The organism is Yoonia vestfoldensis, assembly GCF_002158905.1.
GTDB classification, from domain to species: domain Bacteria; phylum Pseudomonadota; class Alphaproteobacteria; order Rhodobacterales; family Rhodobacteraceae; genus Yoonia; species Yoonia vestfoldensis_B.
Genome location: NZ_CP021431.1, coordinates 3,572,321 through 3,595,329, shown reverse-complemented (window position 1 = coordinate 3,595,329; position 23,009 = coordinate 3,572,321). Strand labels below are relative to the sequence as shown.

Here is a 23,009-nt window from a genome sequence, read left to right as displayed (position 1 = left end):
ACCTAGGCGCGATGGCCGCTGTTTCCAACCCCTGCTTGGCGGCTGCGCAGATCGGCCAGCACGTCCAGCACCGCCAGGGACCGGCTTTGGCTGGGTTTGGACCGGCTTGCGGCATCGACCAGAAAGGCCACCTCGTCCAAGGGGCGCGCATAGATGATCGGCGATTTCGGCGTCATGACGGAAAAGGCGGTGCGCAGCGCGGATTGCCCGACCCAACCCAGTTTTTGCGTCACCGAGGTCCGCGCCCGCATCGTGATACTGTCATAGCCGTTCTGCCGGACCTGTCTGCCGATACCCGCATAGATCAGCCGCGCGGCCCAGATACCGGTGCGTGTCTTGACGGGCAGCGCGTTGATGCCAGATTCGGACCGCAGATAGAGCCTGTCCGCCTCGGCCAGCAGGCGTTTGACCATGAATCGCAAAGCCGCGTCAGGCACAGGGTCGCGGGTGAAATTCAGCGGGTCGATCCCCGCCTCTGCCAGCCAGTCGAGCGGCAGATAGATCCGGCCCATCCGCGCGTCTTCGCCCACATCGCGCGCGATATTGGTCAGCTGCATCGCCACCCCCAGATCGCAGGCACGCGCCAGCGCATCGGGGTCGCGCACCCGCATCAGCACGCACATCATGGCACCGACGGCGCTGGCAACACGGGCAGAATAATCGCGGACGCCGGACAGGGTGTCATAGCGGTATTCGGCCGCGTCCCATGCCAGCCCTTCAAGCAAGGCATCGGGCAGGGCGCGGGGCATCTCGAATTCGTCGATGATCGCGGCAAAGGCGCGGTCTTCGGGGGCGTTGCGGGGAGTGCCGGCATAGGCCAGGTCCAGCCGGTCTTGCAGGCGCAGCACGGCACCGGCCTGCTGGGTGCCTTCGTCCACCTCGTCATCGGCGAGCCTGCAAAAGGCGTAAAGCGCCAGCGCGGGATCACGGACCGAGGATGGCAAAAGGCGCGAGGCGGCGTGAAACGACAGCGACCCGTGGCGGATCGCATTTTCGCAATGCGCCAGATCCTCGGGCCGGATCATTCTGCCGCCACTTTCAATGGCATCTGCACCGGGGCGTCGGGGACCAGTTTCGCCAATACCTCGGCGCTGGAAATCACGCCCGGCACACCGGCGCCCGGATGCGTGCCTGCGCCGACCAGAAACAGGCCCTTGGCCTCTTCGCTGATGTTATGGGGGCGGAACCAGGCCGATTGCAGGATGCGCGGTTCGATTGAAAAGCCCGATCCGTTCGGCGACAGATAGCGGTCGCGGAAATCCTCAGGCGTCAGGATCATTTCGGTGCTGATGCGATCCGCGAAACCGGGGATGGTTTTTTCCACCTCGGCCATGACCTTGGCCTTGTAGATCGCGGATTCCGTGGCCCAATCGACCGGATTGTCGAACCCCAGATGCGGCACGGGTGACAGGACGTAGAACGTATCATCGCCTTTGGGCGCGACGCTGGGATCGGTGACGCCGGGGCGGTGGATATAAAGGCTCATGTCGTCGGACAGCTTGCCCTTGATGAAAATGTCGCGCAGCAGACCCTCATAGCGGGGGGCGTTGGTGATCGTGTGATGGCCCACATCGGGCCACATCTGCGCCGTGCCTTTGGTGCCGAAATACCAGACGAACAGACCCATCGACCAGCGCCGCGATTTCAGTTTCTTGTCGGTCCAGCGTTTGCGCGGATGGTTGCGCAACAGGCGCTGATAGGTATGGCCCGCATCGGCATTGCTGACGACCAGCGGCGCATGGATCACGCTGCCATCGGTCAGGCGCACGCCTTTGGCAGCCCCGTTGTCGATCAGCAGCTCGTCCACCTCGACATTCTGGCGGACGGTGCCGCCTTGCACCTTGATCACCTTGACCATCGCATTGGCAATCGCCTGCACGCCGCCCATCGCGTAATGCACGCCGTAAGTCTTTTCCAGATAGGCGACCAGCGCATAGATCGACGTGACCTTGCGCGGATCGCCCCCGATGAACAGTGGATGGAACGACAAAGCCATGCGCAGGCGGGCATCCTTGACCCGCGCCTTGGCCAGCCCGAGGATCGAGCGGTCCGCACGCAGGCGGGCGAATTCGGGCAGCACCTTGATCGTTTCCCAGATCTTGTTCATCGGCTTGGCGACCATGCCTTCGAACCCGACCTTATAGCAGGCCTCGCTGTCTTTCAGGAACCGCTTGTAACCCGCCACATCAGCGGGGCTCAGGCGGGCGACCTCGGCCAGCATCGCGTCTGTGTCCTGCCGCGCGGTGAATGTCGATCCATCGGGCCAGCGCACTTCGTAGAACGGGTCCATCGGGCGCAGGCTGATATCCTTGTGGAAATCCCGCCCGCAAGCCCGCCAGAGGTTTTCATAGACCTGCGGGACGGTGATGATCGTCGGCCCCAGATCGAAACGATGCCCGTCCTGCGTGATGGATGACCCCCGCCCGCCGGGCAAATCCAGCCGGTCCAAAACGGTGACGGCATAGCCTTTGGCACCCAGACGCATCGCGGCCGCAAGCCCGCCAAGGCCCGCCCCGATGACGATGGCCGCGTTTGAATCAGTCTGATCATGTGTCAACATAACCTCACTCTAGATGTGTAAGGTAAAGTTGACAAATACTATTCGCCCGCCCTTTTCAAAAGGTGATCGCTATGTCAGACTTGGTTGACACTAGCACAGGCGCCCCCTTGACCCAGATCGTCACCTTGTCGTTTTTCCGCTTTGCCGGGCCATTGGCGCGGGTCTGGGCGCTGGTGATGATGGGCGGCGCGCGGTTGCCGCTGGCCCGCACGCCCGACATCGGGTTCTGGAAGCTCTGCGGCTCTGGCACCGGCGAAGGGTTCACGCCTGTTCCCAATACCGCCGTCTATGCGATCCTTGCGACGTGGCCCGATATCGCGACCGCCAAGGCGCGCAGCAGCAGCGGCATTTTCGCCCGCTACAGGGGCCGCGCGGCGGAACATTGGACAGTGTTTTTGCAAACCCAATCCGCCCGCGGGCAATGGTCGGGCCAGCAACCTTTCGCGCCCACGGCCACCGCCACGCCCGGCCCCTTGGCGGCATTGACCCGCGCGACGATCAAGCCACGCATACTTGCGCGGTTCTGGGGGCGGGTGCCAAATATCTCCGCCAAGATCGGCGCGGATAGCAATGTGATGTTCAAGATCGGCATTGGCGAGGTGCCGATGCTGCATCAGGTCACATTCTCGATCTGGCCCTCCGAATCCGCGATGGCCGCCTTTGCCCGCACTGGCCCGCATGCCGAGGCGATCCGCGCCGTGCGTGACGAAGGCTGGTTTGCCGAAGAACTCTATGCCCGTTTCGCCGTGCATTCCGATGCCGGCACATGGAACGGCACCTCCCCCCTTGCCAGACCAGAGGCCGCATGAAACAGCCCTTCCCCTTTTCCGCCATCGTCGGTCAGGACGAGATGAAACAGGCCATGATCCTGACCGCCATCGACCCATCCATCGGCGGCGTGCTGGTCTTCGGCGACCGTGGCACCGGCAAATCGACCGCCGTGCGCGCGCTGGCCGCTTTGCTGCCACCGATCAAGGCCGTGCAGGGCTGTCCCGTGAACAGCGCCAAACCCGGTGATGTACCCGATTGGGCAGTGTTAGAGACGAAAAAGCTGGCCGAAATGCCCACCCCCGTGGTGGATTTGCCCCTTGGCGCGACCGAAGACCGCGTCACCGGCGCGCTCGATATCGAAAAGGCGCTGACCAAAGGCGAGAAGGCGTTTCAACCCGGTCTGCTGGCGCGGGCCAATCGGGGATATCTTTATATCGACGAGGTGAACCTGCTGGAGGATCACATCGTCGATCTGCTGCTCGACGTGGCGCAATCGGGCGAAAACGTGGTGGAACGCGAAGGTCTGTCGATCCGCCATGCCGCGCGTTTCGTGCTGGTCGGGTCCGGCAACCCCGAAGAAGGCGAATTGCGCCCGCAATTGCTCGACCGGTTTGGTCTGTCGGTCGAGGTGGCCTCGCCCAAGGATATCGCCACGCGGGTCGAGGTGATCAAGCGCCGCGATGCATTTGACAATGACAATGCCGCTTTCATGCTGCGCTGGCAGGCCGAGGATGCCGCGATCCGCGACCGGATCTTGACGGCGAGAAAGACACTCAAAAGGCTGAAAACGCCCGAAAAGACGCTGCATGACGTGGCCGAGCTATGCCTTGCGCTGGGATCGGACGGGTTGCGCGGTGAACTGACGCTGCTGAAGGCCGCCCGCGCCTATGCCGCCTGGCGCAATGACACCGCGCTGACCCGTGCGCATGTCAAGGATATGGCGCCGATGGCCCTGCGCCACCGCCTGCGCCGCGATCCTTTGGACGAGGCGGGCAGCGGCACCCGCGTGGCGCGGATCGTGGAAGAAACCCTTGGCTAGTGCGATCTGGCACCGCGCCGTTCTGGCGATGCAATTGCTGGCGGTTGATCCCGCATTGGGGGGCATGGCCCTGCGCGCAAGGTCCGGCCCGGTGCGCGACAGGCTGATGGGCTTGCTGCATTGGTTGCCACAGCCGCAGCACCGTATCCATCCCGCGATATCAGACGAGGCGCTGTTCGGCGGGCTGGACCTGTCCGCGACCTTGGCAACAGGTGCGTTTGTGCAGGAACAGGGTCTGTTATCGCGCCCTAGCACAATGATCCTGACCATGGCGGAACGCGCAACCACGCAATTGGCCGCCCGGCTGGCCATGGTGCTGGATGCGGGCAGCACCCACCGGCTGATCGCGCTGGATGAAGGCGCTGAACCCGATGAGGCGTTGAACCCCAAACTGGCGGAACGGCTGGCCTTTGCTGCTGATCTGTCAGAGGTCAGCGTGACCGAGGCCATCCTGCCCGATGCTTTCGACCCCGCCGCCGCGATCACCCATCTGCGCCATGTCGCTGTCCCCGATGATCTGTGTGAACAACTGACCCGGATCGCGGCGCAATTCGGCATCGACAGCCTGCGCGCGCCCTTGTTCGCCCTGCGCGCGGCCAAGGCGCATGCGGCGCTGCTGGGCAAAATGCTGGTCGATGCCGATGATGTGGAAATCGCCTGCCTGCTGGTGTTCGCCCATCGCGCCACGCAGATGCCAGGCGGCGAAGAGGACGACGACACACCCGAACCCGACCAGAATGATCCCGAGGATCAGGACCAGACCGACATCCGTGATCTGCCGGATGAATTGCTGCTGGATGCGATCAAGGCGCTCTTGCCTGACGACCTGCTGGACCGGATCGCCGCGCAAAAGGCGCGCCAAGGCAAGGGCAGCGGGTCAGGGGCTGCGCGCAAGGGCAACCGGCGCGGCAGGCCGATGCCATCGCGCGCGGGGCGGTTGGGGGACGGCGCGCGGATCGATATTGTCGCCACCCTGCGCGCGGCAGCCCCTTGGCAAAGCATCCGCAAACAGGCGACAGGGCGCGACAGCCTGCAAGTGCGCAGCGCCGATATCCGCGTCAAACGGTTCGAGGAAAAATCCGACCGGCTGCTGGTCTTCACCGTCGATGCCTCGGGGTCTTCTGCGCTATCGCGTCTGGCCGAGGCGAAAGGCGCGATCGAATTGCTGCTGGCGCAGGCCTATGCGCGGCGCGATCATGTGGCGCTGGTGGCGTTTCGCGGAACGGGGGCCGAGGTGCTGCTGCCGCCCACCCGGTCGCTGGTGCAGACCAAACGCCGCCTTGCCGCCTTGCCGGGGGGCGGTGGCACGCCGCTGGCGGCGGGGATCGTGGCCGCACTGGACCAGGCCGTCACCGCCATACGCAAAGGGCTGACGCCGACGATCGTGATCCTGACAGACGGCCGCGCGAATATCGCATTGGATGGCGCAGGCAACCGCCCGCAGGCCGCCGCCGATGCGCAGCGCATGGCGCAGGCGGTGCGCGCGCAAGGGATCGACGCGCTGGTGATCGACACCGGCAACCGGCCGGAACCAGCGCTGGCGGCCTTGGCGCAAAGCTTGGGCGCGATCTATCTGCCCATGCCGCGTGCCGATGCGGCGCGGCTATCGGCCAGCGTCGCCACCGCCTTGGGCGACTGATGCGCTGGCCCCCGCGCGACTGGCCGCTGTCAGACCATTCCCGCCAGATCCTGCACCGCCCGCATCGCTGGCATGTGCAAGAGGCCGGCAGCGGCCCGCTGATCCTGCTGATCCATGGCGCAGGCGGGGCGACGCAAAGTTTCCGGCATCTTTTTCCGATCCTGATGCAAACCCATCATGTCGTCGCCATCGACCTGCCCGGTCAGGGGTTCACCCAGATGGGCGCGCGGCAACGCTGCGGGCTGGATCACATGGCCGAGGATATCTTGTCGCTCTGCCATGCCCAAGGCTGGGATCCCGCGATCATCCTGGGCCATTCGGCAGGCGGCGCGATTGCCCTGCGGCTTTGGGAATTGGGGCTGCGGCCCGCCGAAATCGTGCTGATCAACGCCGCGCTGAGCAATTTCAAAGGCGTTGCGGGTTTGCTGTTCCCGATCATGGCCAAGGCGCTGGCCGCGACGCCCTTTAGCGCCAGCATCGTGACGGTGACCAGCAACCGCAATACGATCCGCAACCTGATCAGGGGGACAGGGTCAAAGCTGGATGATGACGGGCTCGCGCTTTATTACCGCCTGCTGGGCGACCGCAGCCATATCGACGGGACCCTGTCAATGATGGCGCAATGGTCGCTGGATGGTTTGCTGGCGCGCCTGCCGCAGATCAGCGCCCCGGTGCATCTGATCAGCGGGTTGAATGACAAGACCGTGCCGCCATCGGTCAGCCGGGACGCCGCCGCCCGTCTGCCACAGGCGCGCCTGACCGAATTGGCGCAGCTGGGCCATCTGGCGCATGAAGAAAACGCAGCCCTGATCGCAAAGCTGATCACCGAGCAATGAAAAAGGGCTGACAGGTTTCCCTGACAGCCCTTCGATCACAGCGAAACAGCGCGTTCCCGCGCCGCCCATTGCTTACATGTCAGAGAATGTCGCCAGATAGGCATAGAGATCATAGGCGTCCTGTTCGGAGCGCACCTGATAGGCCATCTTGCCGCGGGCGCGGCGATCTTCCAGCTTTTCGCGCAGCCAGCCGGTCGGGTCCTGCACATAGCCGACAAAGTTTTCTTCGTTCCAGACTTCGCCAGCCTCGCCCAGCGCGACCAGCCCATCGCTGTAGTTGAAATCTTCGACCGAGCCCAGCGCACGGCCAACCAGGCCATATTGGTTCGGACCCGTGCGCGAATTGCGCCCTGCCAGAACATTGCCATCGGCATCTGCCACGATATGGCAGGCCACGCATTGACGGTTGAACTGTTCTTCACCATTCGCGGCATCGCCGATTGTCGGCGCGAGATCTTGTGCAAATGCTGGTGCCGCCAGAATGGCAAGCGCCGCAGCGAGTGTAAATTTCTTCATGATCGTCTTCCTTTTCGATCTGATTCTGTGACCGTTGCCCCAGTCAATTCTTACTGTAGTGCATCCTGTGCAACGGTCCAGCCCCGCGCAGGAAAAGAAGTGGCCTAGCATTCAGGCAACGGCATGCGCCAATGCGCATTGTTTCCACAAAACGCGCAGCGCGGTGACCAGATGGTCGATATCCTCATCCGAATGCAGCGGTGATGGGGTAAAGCGCAGCCTTTCGGTGCCCTTGGGCACGGTCGGGTAATTGATCGGCTGCACATAGATATCCCATTCGCGCATCAGGTAATCGGCCAGCATCCGGGTCTTGACCGGGTCCTTGATCAGCACCGGCACGATATGGCTGTCATTGAGCATATGCGGAATGCCCGCACGGTCAAGCGCGGCGCGCAGCCGGGCGACCTGGCGGCGCTGGCGGGCGCGTTCCATCTGGGATTCTTTGAGATAGGCAATGGATGCACGCGCGGCGGCAGCAATGGCCGGCGGCAACGCGGTGGTAAAGATGAACCCCGAGGCAAAGCTGCGGATGAAATCGCATAGCGCCGCCGATCCGGTGATATAGCCGCCGACAACGCCATAAGCCTTGCCCAATGTGCCCTCGATCAAGGTGATGCGATCGGCCAGACCTTCGCGTTCGCTGACCCCGCCACCGCGCGGGCCATACATGCCGACGGCATGGACCTCGTCCAGATAGGTCATGGCGCCGTATTTTTCGCAGACCTCGACGATCTGGCGAATGGGCGCGATATCGCCATCCATGGAATAGACGCTTTCGAAGGCCACGATCTTGGGGACATCGGCGGGCAAGGCGCGCAGCTTCATTTCCAGATCATGGTAATCATTGTGCTTCCAGATCACCTTTTGCGCACGCGAATGGCGGATACCCTCGATCATGGACGCATGGTTGCCCGCATCCGACAGGATCACGCAGTTTTCCAAACGGCTGCCCAAGGTCGACAGCGCCGCCCAATTCGACACATAGCCCGAGGTGAACAGCAAAGCCGATTGCTTGCCATGCAGATCGGCCAATTCGCGTTCCAGCAACAGGTGATCATGATTGGTGCCGCTGATATTGCGGGTGCCGCCCGATCCGGTTCCGGTGCGCTGGACCGCTTCACACATCGCGCCGATCACGGCAGGGTGCTGGCCCATGCCAAGGTAATCATTGGAACACCAGACCGTCACATCGCGCACGGCCCCATCGGCGGCATGGTTGGCCGCGCGGGGAAACTTGCCGCATTGGCGTTCCAATTCCGCGAAATAGCGGTAATTGCCATCGGCTTTCAATTGATCCAGCTGCGCATTGAAAAGGGCGTCAAAATCCATCGGTCTTATCTTTCTTCTTTGGGCATCGTTTTGGGCAGTGGGTGTTGTTGGGGCAACATCCAGCGCCAGAGTTTCGCATCCGGCAATGGAATGACCATCAGCCAATGTTCCAACAGCGCAAGCGCTGCCAATGTCGTCAGCAGGCCGTAGCCCACGATGGTCACATCCGATCCGGCAAACCACAGCCGCTCGGTGCAGATGGCCAACAGGGCGGTCAGCGCCGTGATGGCCAGGGGAAAGGCAAAGGTCACCGGGCCGCGCCGGAAATAGCTTTTCAGATGGGACAGGCGGCGCGGCACGAATTCCAGATTGATCCGCGGCACGCCGAAAAACAGGTTCAGCTTGGCAAAGATCCGCGCGAGGTAAAGGATCAGATAGGTCGCCAGCGCCATCTGGTTTTCCGCCCCGCCAGAGACCAGAACCAGCCCCAACAAACCCAAGGTCAGCAGCAATTCGTGATGCGCCACTGTCGCAAAGGCACGAAAGAACCGCGGCTTGCCTGACAGCCCCGGCGGACAATCATCGCGCATCGGGCCGGCGACAACACCCGCCAGAAACGCAAGCTCGATCCAGCCCCAGATCGCCAGCGCGCCCAGGAATCCCAGATAGACCCCCGCCACATCCGCGCGCATCAGCGAAACACCGACAGCCCACAGGCCCACCACCAGCAATGGCAGCCCGGCGACAACGGTTTGCAGATGCCGCCCGCTCTGATCCGCGCGGCGCACGGCCAGCAGGATCACCCCGGTGGAAAACCACCACAGGAAAATCGCCGCGATGATGGCTATCGCAGCGCCAGTCATGTTTCATCTTCCGAGCATAAATATCCCGGAGGTGTGGAGGCAGCGCCTCCACCGGTTTTCAGGATGAAAACCGCCCCCCCCATCAATAGGCCGGTGCCATCAGCGGGCTTTCGGGCACGTCGCTTTTGACGGCGGGAATGGTCAGCAAGGACACAAAGGCAAAACCGGCCTTGGCCGATCCCGTCATGCGTTTGACCCAACCGCCGATACCGCCCTGCTTGCGCCCCTGTGCGATCTGCACATTGGCGTCCTGCATCCGGTTCAGCGCGGGGATCCAGCGGGGATGGTCGATATCCAGCACCATCGGGAACACCTGCCGTGAAATATCCGATGTCTTGCGGAACACTTCCTGCCCGTACCACGCCGGATCAACGCCCAGCGCCTTGTGGAATTCGGGGCGCTGGTGGTCGCGCACCCACATGGTCGAAAACACCGCCGTCAGGAAAAACTTGATCCAGAGCTTGTTCATCCGGCTTTGCGTCAGCGCGGGGTCGGTTTTCAACAGCAGGGCAAAGGCCTCGCCATGGGAAAACTCGTCATTGCACCATTCGCGGAACCATTTGAAAATCGGGTGGAACCGGTGTTCGGGATGCGCCTCGAGATGGCGATAGATCGTGATATAGCGCGCATAGCCGATCTTTTCGGACAGATAGGTCGCGTAATAGATGAATTTGGGCCGGAAATAGGTGTATTTCTTGGCCTGTGTCAGAAAGCCAAGGTTCACGGCGATCCCGGCCTCGCGCAGGGCGTCGTTGATGAAACCGGCGTGGCGGGCCTCGTCACGGGCCATCAGCTGGAACAGTTCGGTGATGTCCTTGTTCGATCCGCGGCGTTTCATTTCCTTATACAGCACACAGCCGGAAAATTCGGCGGTGCAGCTTGAGATCAGGAAATCGATGAACTCCGCCTTCAGCTTGGGTTCCATCCCGTCCCAATCGACATGGTCCCAATCTTCGTTCTTGCGAAAATGGCCCTTGTTGGGGTCGGCCTTCATCTGGGCGATCAGCACGTCCCAATCTTCGCGCACGGGGGTCACGTCGATCGCGTCCATTTCGGCGAAATCGGTGGTATAGAACCGCGGCGTCAGCAGCGTGTTCGACATCGCGACCTTGGTCGCCTCTTCATTGGTCAGGGGCGGCAGGGCCTCTTGCGCGGCAATCGCTTCTTCGGCGGTGGCGGCATTGGATGAATGCATGTTCATGACAGCACCTCGTCGCTAAAGGAAAATTCGCACAATTCCATGAATTCGAAATCACCCGTCGCGCGGGTCCAGAGCTGTTCGAGCTTGGACGCGCGCGTGATGATCGCGGTGCGCTGTTCCTCGATCAATTCCCCAAAGGCGGCCATGATTTCCGGCCCCTGCACCTGCACGGTATCGCCCGGATAGATCACGGCACCATTGTCCAGCCGGACATGCGCCGACAATTCCTCGAACCGGTGCGAAATGGTCACCGTGCAAGGCGCGGTTTCCGTCTCTCTTAAAAATAGTCCCATGTGAGTTCCCTTTCACATCCTTGCGCGCAGGGGGCTAGCCTGCCCGCGGTTTCAATCCAGCAGCTTGGCAAAGGCTGCCACGTTATCGGCACCATAGCCGATCAATTCCGTCGCCATCCCGGTGCTTGGGTCAAGGATAGCGATATTGCCATTGTCGCGGCGCAAAACCTGCACGGGCGGCGTGCCCGATATGCCGTTTACCACGCGTTCGCGGTCGATCACGCGGCCCATGACGCCCAGAAAACCCGCCATATCGTCAGATGACCGTGCCAGCAGGGTGCCATCGATACCGGTGACCGTATAGATCCCACTTTTGTTGCCGGTGATGATGACATCGACGGTTTGCACAACCGGGGCCTGCTGCACCACGGCAACCAGCGGCTTGTCGGTGATCTTGGCATAGGCGACCAGACCGACGGCGGCGATCATCAGCGCGAACATCGCCCGCGCCACGAAAGGCGGCACGAGGATCTTTTCGGGATGTTTCATCGTATTGGGCGAATGGGCCATGATCTTTACTCCGCTGCAACGGCAGAAGCGCCGGTTTCAGATGTGACACGGGTGACCTGCGGCGCGGCAATGCGGGTTTCCGCAGCCTCGGCAAACAGTTTGGCCACATTGGCGGCATCGGGGATGCAGCGCAGCGCAGGCTGGGTGCGGGTCATGTGCCAAGGCCGGATATGCGGCCATGTCATCAGATAGGATACGCGGCTGTCGCCGATCAGCTCGAAGGCCAGCGTGCCGGTGCCTTTGGGGCGCAGGTCCAGTTTCGCCGTGCCGATCCATGTATAGGGCAGGTTCAGCGTCATGGTCAGCGCCGCGCCGATCCGCATCGCAACGCGCTTGTTGGTCAGCGTATAGATCGTGGCGCGCGCCTGCACATAGGCGACCAGATACAGCAGCCCGCAGGCAATCAGGCCGCTGATGACGAATGGCAAGCCATGCATCACCGCGATCTGCATCGGATAATCGGCCGAAGACGCGCCGATGCGCCATATTGTCAGCAGCGCGAAATAGCCCGCAACCCAGCGCAGCGACAAGGCTTCGCGCGCCAGCGCTTTGTGGTCGGGCGATCCTTGCCAGATGATATATTCATCGGCAGGCAGCTGTTCGGGCAGGCCGGGGATCGGTTCTACTGCGAAATCGTCATGGCTCATGGTCGTGTTCCCTTGGGTTGGCGGACCCCGGTGGCGAGCCGGGGTCAGTAGCGGTTCAGACTTGCGGCTCTAGACGGTCGGCAGAGGCATAAAGCGTCCCGCCGGCGTAATAGCCCATGATCTTTTCTTCCTCGAGAAGGGTGACGACATCCGGTAACTTGGTCACGGGAACGCCCTCCCAATTATGCGCGTAAAGCGACCGGACAACGACGCGATCGCCCTTGATCCGGGCCATGTTGATCGGGATCAGCCGGGTCTTGCCGCTGCCTTCGGGGTTCAGATCGACGGTCAGGAAACGCACCAGCGATTCCGGCACATCCACCCACATATCGGTCACACGGCCCACAACCTCGCCATCACCGCCGACGACGACCTTGCCGCGCGGATCGGTGCCTGCAGAGAGGATGAAATCGGGCAGTTGCGACATCGGCTTGATCTTGACATGGCCATGCGCATCCAGCTCTGGCGCGTCACGCCGTGGCGCCCAGGACGCCGGACCGACGCCATCCAGCATCGGATCGCCGGTCGGAATATAGGGCGACCCCGCCGCGCGCGACGATTGCGCCAGCGCCAGATCGTCACGATCACCGCGCTGCCCGCTTGGCAGGGCCAGTTCACCGCGCCCATCGCGCAGATGGAACGTCTTGTCGGACGGGACCGGGAACGGACCCTGGTTCGGGGCTGGCTTTCCTTCTTCGTCCAGAAGCGGATAGCCTTCGCGCATGTTTTCGGTTTGCAGGTAATAGATCAGCCCTGCAAAGAAGATCCAGAAAAGCCAGATTGCTGCGCTCGCCAGATCGAAGTTGCCAAAGAATGTAGTTCCAACCATGTTGTGGTCCTTTCGGGATCAGGTCGGGAAATCGGCCAATTCCAGCTTGGCAGACCCCCGTTGTGTTATCGCCCGCAGCCGCACAAGCGGCCCCAGCACGATCAATGTGATGAACAAAAGGGCGATTTCGGTGTGATAGACCACCGAATACCCCGTGGCAGGCGTGGCGAGCGCCTCTCCCAAGATGCCGTTCCCAGCGGCGTGGTTTACAAGGTCACGCAAAGTGCCCCCGATAAAGATGGACAGCCCCGCACCGGTGGCTTGCGCAGCCCCCCAGGCACCAAGGGCAAGGCCCCGACCGGCGCGACCGATGGTCGGCATGGTCATGGCGGCGGTCAGCGTGGACACGCCGAAAAGGCCCGACCCGAAGCCGATCAGCCCTGCGCCCAGATAGAACAGCAAAGACGACCCGATTGGGGCCGCGAAAATCACCGCGCAGAAGGCGACGACACCCGCCAGCAAGCCGCGCGCGCACATGCGGAACGGATCATCGCCGCGCGCCAGCCAGCGGGCCGCCACGGCGAAACCGATCAGCGCGCCGCAGGCCCACATCGCGGTCAGCAGCGTGGTTGCCGATACCGACAGGCCAAGGATTTCGCCGCCGTAAGGTTCCAGCAGCACATCCTGCATGTTGAACGCCATCGTCCCAAGGAACACCACCGCCAGCAGCCGCCCCGCATCGCCGCCCTTGGCCAGATCGTGCCAGGCTTCGCGGAAAGTGGGGCCGGGGGCCGCGCGCTGCGCCTTGGTCATCGGCGCGACGCGTTCCTGTTTCCACAAGGCAATCAGGTTCAAAAGCAGCGTCACAACGGCCGTGCCCTGCACGACCTGCACCAGCCGCAAGGCGCTGTAATCACGCAGCAGCGCACCGATGATGATGGCCGCTACCGCCATGCCCACAAGGTTCATGACATATAGCAGGGCGACGACCTTGGGCCGTGTTTGCTCGGTCGCGCGGTCGGCGGCCAGCGCCAGACCGGCGGTCTGCGTCATATGCATCCCGATCCCGGTCAGCAGAAACGCCAGCCCCGCACCGACATAGCCCGCCCAGGGGATATCCAGCGCCCGGTCGCCCGACAGCACCAACAGCGCCATCGGCATGATCGCCAGACCGCCGAATTGCCACATCGTCCCGAACCACAGATAGGGTATCCGCTTCCATCCAATGGCAGAGCGGTAATTATCCGATTTGAACCCCACCAGCGCACGGAACGGGGCCACCAGTACCGGGATCGCGATCATCATCGCCACAAGGGTAGAGGCGATGTTCAATTCCACGATCATCACCCGGTTCAGCGTGCCCAGCAGCATCACCGCCGCCATCCCGACCGAGACCTGAAACAGCGACAGCCGCAACAATTGGCGCAGCGGCAGGTCATCGCTGACCGCATCGCTGAACGGCAAGAGGTTGACAGAAATCCGCTTGAGTGATGACGCTTTGAAAATCATCTGCGCGCCCTTTCAAAGACCAGGGCATTCGAGATATAGAACCCCGATTTGACCCGCTCGACATCGCGCAGCGCGCCTTTGATCCCCGCCTTGCGCAAGGCATCGGCGACGCCTGCGGTCGTATGCGGGATCATCACGGGGCTGCGGTCCCCGGCGGGGAACAGCTTGCCCGCCCGCCACATCAGCATCAGCGCAGGTGTGCGCGGGGCAAGGGTAAAGACGAATTTGCCGTTGATCCGTGGCGATGCCCGATCCAGCAGCGCGGCAATATCGGGGGCGGTGTAATAGATCAGCGAATCCATCGCCAATGCGTGGTCGAACGCGCCGGTGGTCGCATCCAGCATATCGCCCGCGACCCAGGTGATCGTGCCGGGCAGGCCGGCGGGCATCCGCTTGGCCCCGATCTCGACCAGCGCAGGGGATATATCGACCGCCACCACATCGGCGCCGCGCTGCGCCAGTTCCACCGCCATCGCCCCGGTGCCGCAGCCCGCATCCAAGATCCGCGCGCCGCGCAGATCACCCGGCAATTGCGCCAGCATCAGCGCGCGCATCCGGTCGCGGCCCGCGCGCACGGTCGCGCGCACGCCCGACACCGGCGCGTCGGACGTCAACCGTTCCCAGACCTTGGTCGCGGTGCGGTCGAAGTAATGTTCGACCCGGTCACGGGTGGCGGCGTATTGCGTCATCAATCAAACCCAAGCAATTCAAAGATTTCACGATCAGGCAGCGGTGCGGGTGCCAGCGCCTCGGTCCCGTTCCACAGCGTTTCGGCAAGGCGGATATATTCGGCACGCACCATGACCACGTCTTGGTCATCGGGCATTTCGAACAGGGTTTTCTTTTTCAGGCGGCTGCGGCGGATCGCATCCAGATCGGGCATATGCGCGATCCGGTTGAACCCGACGGTGGCGCAATAGCGGTCCACCTCGTCGGTAGCCTTGGACCGGTTGGCGACGCAGCCTGCCAGACGCACCTTATAGTTTGCCGATTTCGCCTGCACGGCGGCAATGATCCGGTTCATCGCATAGATGCTGTCGAAATCATTGGCGGTGACGATCAGCGCGCGGTCGGCATGTTGCAGGGGTGCCGCAAAACCACCGCAGACCACATCGCCCAAAACGTCAAAGATCACGACATCGGTGTCTTCCAGCAGGTGATGCTGCTTGAGCAGTTTCACCGTCTGGCCAACGACATAACCGCCGCAACCGGTGCCGGCGGGGGGGCCGCCAGCCTCGACACATTTGACGCCATTATAACCTTCAAAGATGAAATCTTCGGGGCGCAGTTCTTCGGCGTGGAAATCGACCTCTTTGAGGATATCGATCACGGTCGGGACCAACGTGCCGGTCAGGGTAAACGTGCTGTCATGTTTGGGGTCGCAGCCGATTTGCAGCACGCGCTTGCCCAGCTTGGAAAAGGCCGCCGACAGGTTCGACGAAGTTGTCGATTTGCCGATGCCGCCTTTGCCATAGACCGCAAAGACCTTTGCGCCTTCGATCTTGGTATCATCATCCTGATGGACCTGCACCGATCCTTCGCCATCTTGACCGCGCAGGTTGGGGATTTCGTCTCTGGGGCTCATGAGAGCCTCCTTTCCGTTACATTCATTGCGAAAGGGGTCATTCTGCGGCAACTCCTTCCATGCGATCTTCCAAGGCGTCGGCAGCGTTTTGCAGCGCGGCCAAAGTGGCAGCATCGGGTGCCCAATATTTGCGGTCCGATGCTTCCAGCAGACGGTTCGCCATCCGCATCGAGGCTTGCGGGTTCAGCGCCGCCAGCCGTTCGCGCATGGCATCATCCAGCACGAAAGTTTCCGACAGGCGCTGATAGACCCAGGGTTCAACCTCGCCTGTCGTGGCGGACCAGCCCATCGTGTTGGTGACATGGGCCTCGATCTGGCGGACACCTTCATGGCCGTGTTTCAACAGGCCTTCATAGAATTTCGGATTCAGGCTGCGGCTGCGGGTTTCCAGCGCGACCTGATCCTGCAAGCTGCGCACCTTGGCCGATCCGCGCGTCTGGTCGCCGATATAGACGGGCGCGGACACGCCGCCCTTGGCACGTTTCACAGCGCGGGAAATGCCGCCAAGCGTGTCGAAATAATGATCGACCGTGGTAACGCCCAGTTCGACGGATTCGAGGTTCTGATAGGCCAGATCCACGTCCTTGAGCGCCTTTTGCAGCAGGCCGGGGTTTTGCGTGGCCTTGCCGTTGACGCCATAGGCAAAGGATTTCCGGGCCTCATAGGCATCGGCCAATTCATCCTCATCCCCAAAGGCAGAGCTGTCGACCAGCTGGTTCACATTGGACCCATAGGCGCCTTCGGCATTGGAAAAGACGCGCAGCGCGGCGGTTTCCAGATCACAGCCCATCTGGCGGGCGTAATCCAGCGCATGGGCGCGAAGGAAATTCTGGTCCAGCGGCTCATCCGCTTGGGCGCATTTCAACGCAGCCTCGGCCAGCATCCGGGTTTGCAGCGGGAGCAGGTCGCGGAAAATCCCCGACAGCGTCATCACCACATCGATGCGCGGGCGGCCAAGCTTGTCCAGCGGCACCAGATCGGCCCCCGCCAGACGGCCGAAATTGTCAAAACGCGGCACCGTGCCCATCAAGGCCATGGCCTGCCCGATCGGCCCGCCATCGGATTTGATATTGTCGGACCCCCAGAGCACCAGCGCCACGCTCCGCGGCAATGTCGCATGTGTTTCCAGCAGCAGATCGGCCTGTTTGCGCCCTTCGGACATGGCAAAGGCGGTCGGCATGCGGAACGGGTCGAAAGCATGGATATTGCGGCCTGTCGGCACGATGGCAGGCGAGCGGATCAGATCACCCCCCGGCACAGGCGCGATGAAATGCCCCGATAGCGCGCGCATCAGCGCGGGCAGTTCGTGGTCTTCCTTCAGCAGCTCTGCCGCGCGGTCGGCAGCCTCGCCCGCTGGCATCAGGCGGATCATATCGGCGCGGGCGGCGCCCGACATCGGCTGGCCCACGACATGAAAGCCTTCGGTGATCAGCGAGCCTTCGGTTTCCAGCAGCTTCAGCCAGAGCGTGTCGATATTGCGCGCGTTCATATCGACCGCATTGGCCTGATCGCGGATCAGCTGTTCCAGATCGGCGCGCTGGTGATCCTCGGCGGGCATTTCGCGCCAGCGTTTCAGGCTGTCCTTGAGGTCGATCAGACCCTTATACAGGCCCGCTGTCGTCAAAGGCGGCGTCAGATGGGTGATCGTGATCGCATTGGACCGGCGCTTGGCCAATGACGCCTCGGACGGGTTATTGGCGGCATAAAGATAGACATTGGGCATCTCGCCGATCAGCCGGTCCGGCCAGTCGCGCGCACCAAGGCCCGCCTGTTTGCCCGGCATGAATTCCAGCGCGCCATGCATGCCGAAATGCAGCACGACATCGGCGCTGAACGTGTCGCGCAGATAGCTGTAGAAAGTGACAAACGCATGTGTGGGCGCGAAACCGCGTTCGAACAACAGGCGCATCGGGTCGCCTTCATAGCCAAAGGCAGGCTGGACGCCGACAAAGACGTTGCCGAAATGATGGCCCAGAACGAACACACCGCGCCCGTCGGATTGCACCTTGCCGGGGGCGGGGCCCCAAGCGGCCTCGACCTCGGGCAGATGCCGTGATGTGCGCACGATGGTGTCGGCATCGACATGGGCGGCAACATTGGCCTGCTGGCCATATTGCTGGGAATTGCCTTGCAGGATCATCGCGCGCAGGTGGTCCACCGTCTTGGGAACCTCCATCGTGTAGCCTTCGGCCTGCATTCGGTGCAGCGTGTTGAACAGGCTTTCAAAGACCGCAAGATAGGCAGCCGTGCCGACAGCGCCCGCATTGGGCGGAAAGCCAAAGAGGACGATGGCGACCTTTTTGGCGGCGTTGTCCTTGCGGCGCAGCACGGCCAGGCGGCGGGTTTTCTCGGCCAGGTTTTCGATGCGTTCAGGGCAAGGGGCCATCGCCTTGCAATCGGATTGCAGCGCGCATTTATGGGCGCAGCCGTCGCAGCCATCAGGGCCGTGGCGACCAGCAAACACGGTCGGATTGGTCGCGCCGTCGATTTCGGGCAAAGCGACCAACATCGTGGTTTCAATCGGGCCAAGACCTTGCGCGCTGCCGGCCCATTGGCCAAGCGTCTGGAATTCCAAAGGCTGGGCCGAGATATAGGGCACATCCAGTTTCGACAGCAGCGACACGGCGGCATCGCTATCGTTATAGGCAGGCCCGCCAATCAGCGAGAAGCCGGTCAGCGACACCATCGCATCGACGCGACCTTGGAAGAATTGCTCGATCGCGGGGCGCCCGTCCAGCCCACCGGCAAAGGCAGGGATGACGCGCAGGCCCTTGGCCTCGAACGCGCGGATCACGGCATCGTAATGCGCGCAATCGGATGACAGGATATAGGACCGCAGCATCAGGATGCCGACGGTCGCCACGGGGGCGGCAGGTGCTGGCAGATCGGCCAGATCGGTGCTGATGTGATGGCCGGGCAGGTCGGGGTGATAGACGCCGACATCGGGATATTCGATGGGGGCCGCGATCTTGACCGGCTTCCAGTCCTGCCCTTTGGCATAGCGCGACACCAGCATGCGGACCATCTGTTCGATATTATCGTCCGACCCGCCCAGCCAATATTGCATCGACAGGAACCAATTGCGCAGATCCTGGCTTTTGCCCGGGATCAGGCGGAGGATCTTGGGCAGGCGGCGCAGCGTCTTCATCTGGCTTTCGCCGGATTTGCTGGCCTTGGCGGTGGGTTTCAACCGCTTGAGCAGGCCCATCAACCCGCTTGCGGGCTTGGACATGTCCAGATCGCCCATTTTCGTCAGTTTGACGATATCGCTATCGGCGATGATATTGATCATCGCGTCGCAATCGGGGCGACGCGCGATCAGGTCCGGCAGGATCGCGGCGGTATGGGCCTCGAGGAACAGCAGATTCGTGACGATGATATTCGCCGTCGCGATGGATTGTTTGGCATCGATCAGCGCGGCCGGGTTTTCGCCCCATTCGGCGGCGGCGTGGATGGTGACATCCAGCCCCGGAAAGGCCGCTGTCAGCTTGGCGCTGGCGCGCATCGCTGGGCCAGCGGAATGCGAATCCAGCGTCAGGATGACAAAGCGATACGCGCTATGATCAAGATTATCGCGCATAATGGGCCTTTGCCTCGTAAAGCGTATCAAGGCTGATCTGGTGCAGACCCTTTTGGCTGGCATAGGTTTCGGTATTGCGCCGCGCCTTGCCGCGCACGAAAAAGGGGATCTTCTTCAGCTCTTTTTCCGCATCGGCCAGCCAGATGACATTGCCCGCGATCACAGGCTCTTCGATCATCTTCCGAGCAGAAATATCCCCGCCGGAGGCACCCGAATTTTCTGAAATTCGGGCATGTCCACCGTGATGGCTGGGACCGGCATCATCGTGGAATTCGAAATCATCGCGGAACATGGTCAGCAGATGTTCTTCCAGACCCATGACCAGCGGATGGATCAGCGTGTCAAAGATGACATTGGCACCTTCAAACCCGACCTGAGGGGAATAGCGGGCGGGGAAATCCTGCACATGGACCGGCGCAGAGATCACCGCGCAGGGGATGCCCAGACGCTTGCCGATATGGCGTTCCATCTGGGTGCCCAGGATCATTTCGGGGGAAAGCGCCTCGATCGCGGCCTCGACCTCGAGGTAATCATCGGTGATGAGCGCCTCTACGCCATAGGCCTTGGCCAATGCCCGCACAGGCCGCGCCATTTCGCGGTTGTAGCAGCCTAGCCCGACCACCTCGAAGCCCATTTCATCGCGGGCGATGCGGGCGTGGGCTGCGACATGGGTGCCATCGCCAAAGATGAACACGCGTTTGCCGGTCAGATAGGTGCTGTCCACCGACCGCGACCACCAGGGCAGGCGCAGGCGGCTTTCGTCGATCAACACCGGTTTGCCGATGATGTCGCCCACCTCGGCAATGAAATCGCGGGTGGCACCGACGCCGATGGGGACGATTTTCGTAAATGGCTGGTGATGGGTCTTTTCCAGCCAGCGCGCGGCGGCTTCACCCGTTTCGGGGGACAACAGCACGTTGAAATGCGCGGCGGGCAGGCGGGCGATGTCGCTTGGCGTCGCACCCAGGGGGGCCACGACATTCACCTGCACGCCCAGGTCGGACAGCAACCCTGTCAATTCTTCCACATCGTCGCGGGCGCGGAAACCAAGCGCTGTTGGCCCAAGGATATTGCAGGTCACCCGCGCAGAGCGGTCCTGCGGCTTGGCCAGCGCCTTGACGATCTGGTAAAACGTCTCATCCGCGCCGAAGTTTTCCTTGCGGCTATAGCTGGGCAATTCCAGCGGGATGACGGGGATCGACAGGCCCATCGTTTCCGACAGGCCTGCGGGATCATCCTGAATCAGTTCCGCGGTGCAGGATGCACCGACGATGATCGCCTCGGGCTGGAACCGGTCGACGGCATCCTGACAGGATTTCTTGAACAAGCTGGCTGTATCGGCGCCCAGATCGCGCGCCTGAAAGGTAGTATAGCTGACCGGCGGGCGGTGGTTGCGCCGTTCGATCATGGTGAACAAAAGGTCCGCATAAGTATCGCCTTGCGGCGCATGCAGGACGTAATGCAGACCCTTCATCGCCGTGGCGACGCGCATCGCGCCGACATGGGGCGGGCCTTCATATGTCCAGACGGTCAGTTTCATAGCGCTGTCCCGGGGCGCTGCCCCGGACCCCGGGATATTTGGGCTCGGAAGAGGGGGAGGGTCATTGCGCGGCCTCCAGATGCAGGGCGGCCTTGCGGCGCAAAGGGCGCGAGAACAGGCCCGCCAGATCACCCGCCTGTTCGTAGAAATGAACGGGCGTGAACACCAGCTCGATGGCCCATTTGGTGGACAGGCCCTCGGCCTCCAGCGGGTTGGCAAGGCCGAGGCCGCAGATTGTCAGGTCAGGCCGCGCGGCGCGGGCGCGGTCGAGCTGTTTATCCACGTCCTGCCCTTCGGAGATTTGCGGCCCGGCAGGCAAAAGGTCGAGATCGGGACCGTGCAACGCGTCGTGGATATAGGGGCTGCCCACCTCGATCGCGGTCATGCCGCATTCGCGGGTCAGGAAACGCGCAAGCGGGATTTCCAGCTGGCTGTCGGGAAAGAAGAAGACCGATTTGCCGCGCAGCACCTCGGCGGCCTGGGCAATTGCCTTGCGCGCGCGGGCGCGCGGCGCGGCGGTGACGGCCTCGAACGTTTCTTCGCTGACGCCGAATTCGGTGGCGATGACACGCAGCCAGGCGGTGGTGCCTTCGTCGCCAAAGGGGAAGGGCGCTGCCAGATGGCGCGCGCCCCGCCGTTCCAGCGCGGCATGGGTTTCGCCAAGAAACGGCTGGACCAGCGCGAAAACACTATTGGGGCCGACGGCGGTGGTATCGTCGATCCGGCGCGCGGGCAGCAGGCGGACAGGGCCGACGCCCATGTCAGACAAGAGTGCCAGCATCTGGTCTTCGACCACATCGGGCAGCGCGCCGACGATCAGCAATTCGCGCGCCTCGGTTGATTTGAGCACGGGGACCATGCAGGCAAGGCAGGCATCCTCGCCTTCGGTAAAGGTGGTCTCAATCCCGGAGCCGGAATAATTCAGCACCCGCACATGGGGCGCATGGATCTGGGACAGCCGTTCAGCAGCGCGCGAGAGATCAATCTTGATCACCTCGGACGGGCAGGAGCCGACGAGGAACAATTGCCGGATATCGGGGCGACGGGCGAGCAGGCGGGCGACTTCGCGGTCGAGTTCGACATGCGCATCCTTCATTCCCGCCAGATCGGTTTCTTCCAGAATCGCGGTGCCGAATCGGGGTTCGGCAAAAATCATCACACCGGCCGCAGATTGCAGCAGATGCGCGCAGGTGCGCGATCCGACGACCAGAAAGAACGCATCCTGCATTTTGCGGTGCAGCCAGATGATTCCCGTCAGGCCGCAAAAGACCTCGCGCTGGCCGCGTTCCTTGAGAACGGGCGCGCTGCGGCAACCGCCGTTGGAAGGGGTCAGGGCGTTCATGGGCGCCCCTCTGCATCAAGGCGGGCCATCCGCAGTTTCCACAGGAATTGCCCGGCGTTGATCACATAAGCAGCATAGGCGGCCAGCGCGACATACATCAGCGCAACAGGATCCATCGCGCCCGTCAGCAGCGCCGCCAGATACCACAGATGCAGCGCGATCACGCCAAAGCTGAACACGTCTTCCCAAAAGAAGGCGGGCGCGAAAAGGTATTGACCGAAAACGACTTTTTCCCAGATCGCGCCGGTGATCATGATGGTAAGCAGCAAGAATGTCTTGGCCACGATCGAGAGGGTCGCGGCATCATATCCACCCCCTGTCGCCAGATACCGCAGCACCAGCACCAGCGAGATCAGAAAGACCACGAATTGCACGGGCGCCAGAATCCCCTGGACCAGCGTCCAGCGGGTGCCGTCACGCCGTGCCCGCTCTGCATCGGAATACAGCCGACGGGTCGCGGGGCGACCACTGGCGGCGGTATTTCCCGGCGCGGTGCTTGTGACTGACATGGGGCCTCCCGATACTGACTATGCCCAGATT

The 23,009-nt window shown here is 62.4% G+C and carries 21 protein-coding genes; 4 read left to right on the top strand and 17 right to left on the bottom strand.

Going from position 1 to position 23,009, the window contains the following annotated elements; all coding sequences use genetic code 11:
- Positions 1-2 precede the first annotated feature (2 nt).
- Together crtB and LOKVESSMR4R_RS18005 are read right to left on the bottom strand one after the other, a co-directional pair.
- The gene (gene crtB / locus LOKVESSMR4R_RS18010) at positions 3-1,025 is read right to left on the bottom strand and encodes a 15-cis-phytoene synthase (RefSeq protein ID WP_087211656.1); all 1,023 of its coding nucleotides are present in this window, start codon (positions 1,023-1,025) and stop codon (positions 3-5) included.
- Complete coding sequence (locus LOKVESSMR4R_RS18005) at positions 1,022-2,560, bottom strand: phytoene desaturase (protein WP_087211653.1); 1,539 nt, start codon at positions 2,558-2,560, stop codon at positions 1,022-1,024. Before LOKVESSMR4R_RS18005 ends, crtB begins: the two co-directional genes overlap by 4 nt.
- A gap of 107 nt (positions 2,561-2,667) precedes the next feature.
- Between LOKVESSMR4R_RS18005 and crtA the strand changes: the two genes are divergently transcribed.
- From crtA to bchO, 4 genes are read left to right on the top strand one after another with little or no spacing between them, the layout of a single operon-like run.
- Positions 2,668-3,369, top strand: coding sequence for a spheroidene monooxygenase (gene crtA, locus LOKVESSMR4R_RS18000; protein WP_087211651.1), 702 nt, complete (start codon positions 2,668-2,670; stop codon positions 3,367-3,369).
- Positions 3,366-4,370, top strand: a complete 1,005-nt coding sequence (bchI, locus tag LOKVESSMR4R_RS17995) for a magnesium chelatase ATPase subunit I (RefSeq protein ID WP_087211648.1) — start codon at positions 3,366-3,368, stop codon at positions 4,368-4,370. Before crtA ends, bchI begins: the two co-directional genes overlap by 4 nt.
- A gap of 28 nt (positions 4,371-4,398) precedes the next feature.
- Positions 4,399-6,009 (top strand): magnesium chelatase subunit D, encoded by a 1,611-nt coding sequence (locus LOKVESSMR4R_RS17990; RefSeq protein ID WP_237331970.1) that lies wholly within the window; start codon positions 4,399-4,401, stop codon positions 6,007-6,009.
- Positions 6,009-6,845, top strand: a complete 837-nt coding sequence (gene bchO / locus LOKVESSMR4R_RS17985; RefSeq protein WP_087211641.1) for an alpha/beta fold hydrolase BchO — start codon at positions 6,009-6,011, stop codon at positions 6,843-6,845. Before LOKVESSMR4R_RS17990 ends, bchO begins: the two co-directional genes overlap by 1 nt.
- A gap of 72 nt (positions 6,846-6,917) precedes the next feature.
- Here the strand turns inward: bchO and LOKVESSMR4R_RS17980 are convergent, their stop codons facing one another.
- The 15 genes from LOKVESSMR4R_RS17980 to bchF all read right to left on the bottom strand — a co-directional run bounded on the left by LOKVESSMR4R_RS17980 (position 6,918) and on the right by bchF (position 22,978).
- Entirely contained in the window at positions 6,918-7,361 is a 444-nt protein-coding gene (locus tag LOKVESSMR4R_RS17980; protein WP_087211636.1) for a c-type cytochrome, read from the bottom strand.
- Between the two features lie 111 nt (positions 7,362-7,472).
- Entirely contained in the window at positions 7,473-8,690 is a 1,218-nt protein-coding gene (gene hemA, locus LOKVESSMR4R_RS17975; protein WP_087211633.1) for a 5-aminolevulinate synthase, read from the bottom strand.
- A gap of 5 nt (positions 8,691-8,695) precedes the next feature.
- Positions 8,696-9,493 carry a putative photosynthetic complex assembly protein PuhE gene (gene puhE / locus LOKVESSMR4R_RS17970; RefSeq protein ID WP_087211630.1) on the bottom strand — a complete coding sequence of 266 codons (798 nt, stop codon included), beginning with the start codon at positions 9,491-9,493 and terminating at the stop codon, positions 8,696-8,698.
- Positions 9,494-9,575: 82 nt separating this feature from the next.
- Positions 9,576-10,694 carry a magnesium-protoporphyrin IX monomethyl ester (oxidative) cyclase gene (gene acsF / locus LOKVESSMR4R_RS17965; protein WP_087211627.1) on the bottom strand — a complete coding sequence of 373 codons (1,119 nt, stop codon included), beginning with the start codon at positions 10,692-10,694 and terminating at the stop codon, positions 9,576-9,578.
- Positions 10,691-10,987 (bottom strand): hypothetical protein, encoded by a 297-nt coding sequence (locus tag LOKVESSMR4R_RS17960; protein ID WP_204248696.1) that lies wholly within the window; start codon positions 10,985-10,987, stop codon positions 10,691-10,693. Before LOKVESSMR4R_RS17960 ends, acsF begins: the two co-directional genes overlap by 4 nt.
- A 51-nt stretch (positions 10,988-11,038) precedes the next feature.
- Positions 11,039-11,497, bottom strand: a complete 459-nt coding sequence (gene puhC / locus LOKVESSMR4R_RS17955) for a photosynthetic complex assembly protein PuhC (RefSeq protein ID WP_087211622.1) — start codon at positions 11,495-11,497, stop codon at positions 11,039-11,041.
- Positions 11,498-11,502: 5 nt separating this feature from the next.
- The gene (gene puhB, locus LOKVESSMR4R_RS17950; RefSeq protein ID WP_087211619.1) at positions 11,503-12,144 is read right to left on the bottom strand and encodes a photosynthetic complex putative assembly protein PuhB; all 642 of its coding nucleotides are present in this window, start codon (positions 12,142-12,144) and stop codon (positions 11,503-11,505) included.
- Positions 12,145-12,199: 55 nt separating this feature from the next.
- Positions 12,200-12,973: a photosynthetic reaction center subunit H gene (gene puhA, locus LOKVESSMR4R_RS17945; protein WP_087211615.1), complete on the bottom strand. Its 774-nt coding sequence runs from the start codon at positions 12,971-12,973 to the stop codon at positions 12,200-12,202.
- Between the two features lie 18 nt (positions 12,974-12,991).
- Positions 12,992-14,422, bottom strand: coding sequence for a PucC family protein (locus LOKVESSMR4R_RS17940; RefSeq protein ID WP_087211612.1), 1,431 nt, complete (start codon positions 14,420-14,422; stop codon positions 12,992-12,994).
- Positions 14,419-15,111 (bottom strand): magnesium protoporphyrin IX methyltransferase, encoded by a 693-nt coding sequence (gene bchM, locus LOKVESSMR4R_RS17935; RefSeq protein ID WP_087211609.1) that lies wholly within the window; start codon positions 15,109-15,111, stop codon positions 14,419-14,421. The genes LOKVESSMR4R_RS17940 and bchM overlap by 4 nt, the downstream gene beginning before the upstream one ends.
- Positions 15,111-16,007 (bottom strand): ferredoxin:protochlorophyllide reductase (ATP-dependent) iron-sulfur ATP-binding protein, encoded by an 897-nt coding sequence (gene bchL, locus LOKVESSMR4R_RS17930; protein WP_007206350.1) that lies wholly within the window; start codon positions 16,005-16,007, stop codon positions 15,111-15,113. The genes bchM and bchL overlap by 1 nt, the downstream gene beginning before the upstream one ends.
- A gap of 37 nt (positions 16,008-16,044) precedes the next feature.
- Complete coding sequence (locus tag LOKVESSMR4R_RS17925) at positions 16,045-19,587, bottom strand: magnesium chelatase subunit H (protein WP_087211606.1); 3,543 nt, start codon at positions 19,585-19,587, stop codon at positions 16,045-16,047.
- On the bottom strand, positions 19,577-21,127 hold the full coding sequence (bchB, locus tag LOKVESSMR4R_RS17920) for a ferredoxin:protochlorophyllide reductase (ATP-dependent) subunit B (protein WP_087211600.1): 1,551 nt from the start codon (positions 21,125-21,127) through the stop codon (positions 19,577-19,579). Before bchB ends, LOKVESSMR4R_RS17925 begins: the two co-directional genes overlap by 11 nt.
- A gap of 61 nt (positions 21,128-21,188) precedes the next feature.
- Positions 21,189-22,469, bottom strand: coding sequence for a ferredoxin:protochlorophyllide reductase (ATP-dependent) subunit N (locus LOKVESSMR4R_RS17915; RefSeq protein ID WP_087211594.1), 1,281 nt, complete (start codon positions 22,467-22,469; stop codon positions 21,189-21,191).
- The gene (gene bchF / locus LOKVESSMR4R_RS17910) at positions 22,466-22,978 is read right to left on the bottom strand and encodes a 2-vinyl bacteriochlorophyllide hydratase (protein WP_087211590.1); all 513 of its coding nucleotides are present in this window, start codon (positions 22,976-22,978) and stop codon (positions 22,466-22,468) included. The genes LOKVESSMR4R_RS17915 and bchF overlap by 4 nt, the downstream gene beginning before the upstream one ends.
- Between the last annotated feature and the right edge of the window lie 31 nt (positions 22,979-23,009).

Coding starts and splice junctions, on each gene's coding strand:
- LOKVESSMR4R_RS17915 (WP_087211594.1), bottom strand. CDS start 22,469: ATGAACGCCCTGACCCCTTCCAACGGCGGTTGCCGCAGCGCGCCCGTT.
- LOKVESSMR4R_RS17990 (WP_237331970.1), top strand. CDS start 4,399: ATGCAATTGCTGGCGGTTGATCCCGCATTGGGGGGCATGGCCCTGCGC.
- LOKVESSMR4R_RS17960 (WP_204248696.1), bottom strand. CDS start 10,987: ATGGGACTATTTTTAAGAGAGACGGAAACCGCGCCTTGCACGGTGACC.
- puhA (WP_087211615.1), bottom strand. CDS start 12,973: ATGGTTGGAACTACATTCTTTGGCAACTTCGATCTGGCGAGCGCAGCA.
- bchF (WP_087211590.1), bottom strand. CDS start 22,978: ATGTCAGTCACAAGCACCGCGCCGGGAAATACCGCCGCCAGTGGTCGC.
- acsF (WP_087211627.1), bottom strand. CDS start 10,694: ATGAACATGCATTCATCCAATGCCGCCACCGCCGAAGAAGCGATTGCC.
- bchM (WP_087211609.1), bottom strand. CDS start 15,111: ATGACGCAATACGCCGCCACCCGTGACCGGGTCGAACATTACTTCGAC.
- LOKVESSMR4R_RS17980 (WP_087211636.1), bottom strand. CDS start 7,361: ATGAAGAAATTTACACTCGCTGCGGCGCTTGCCATTCTGGCGGCACCA.
- puhC (WP_087211622.1), bottom strand. CDS start 11,497: ATGGCCCATTCGCCCAATACGATGAAACATCCCGAAAAGATCCTCGTG.
- LOKVESSMR4R_RS18005 (WP_087211653.1), bottom strand. CDS start 2,560: ATGTTGACACATGATCAGACTGATTCAAACGCGGCCATCGTCATCGGG.
- puhE (WP_087211630.1), bottom strand. CDS start 9,493: ATGACTGGCGCTGCGATAGCCATCATCGCGGCGATTTTCCTGTGGTGG.
- LOKVESSMR4R_RS17925 (WP_087211606.1), bottom strand. CDS start 19,587: ATGCGCGATAATCTTGATCATAGCGCGTATCGCTTTGTCATCCTGACG.
- puhB (WP_087211619.1), bottom strand. CDS start 12,144: ATGAGCCATGACGATTTCGCAGTAGAACCGATCCCCGGCCTGCCCGAA.
- bchL (WP_007206350.1), bottom strand. CDS start 16,007: ATGAGCCCCAGAGACGAAATCCCCAACCTGCGCGGTCAAGATGGCGAA.
- hemA (WP_087211633.1), bottom strand. CDS start 8,690: ATGGATTTTGACGCCCTTTTCAATGCGCAGCTGGATCAATTGAAAGCC.
- bchB (WP_087211600.1), bottom strand. CDS start 21,127: ATGAAACTGACCGTCTGGACATATGAAGGCCCGCCCCATGTCGGCGCG.
- LOKVESSMR4R_RS17940 (WP_087211612.1), bottom strand. CDS start 14,422: ATGATTTTCAAAGCGTCATCACTCAAGCGGATTTCTGTCAACCTCTTG.
- bchO (WP_087211641.1), top strand. CDS start 6,009: ATGCGCTGGCCCCCGCGCGACTGGCCGCTGTCAGACCATTCCCGCCAG.
- bchI (WP_087211648.1), top strand. CDS start 3,366: ATGAAACAGCCCTTCCCCTTTTCCGCCATCGTCGGTCAGGACGAGATG.
- crtB (WP_087211656.1), bottom strand. CDS start 1,025: ATGATCCGGCCCGAGGATCTGGCGCATTGCGAAAATGCGATCCGCCAC.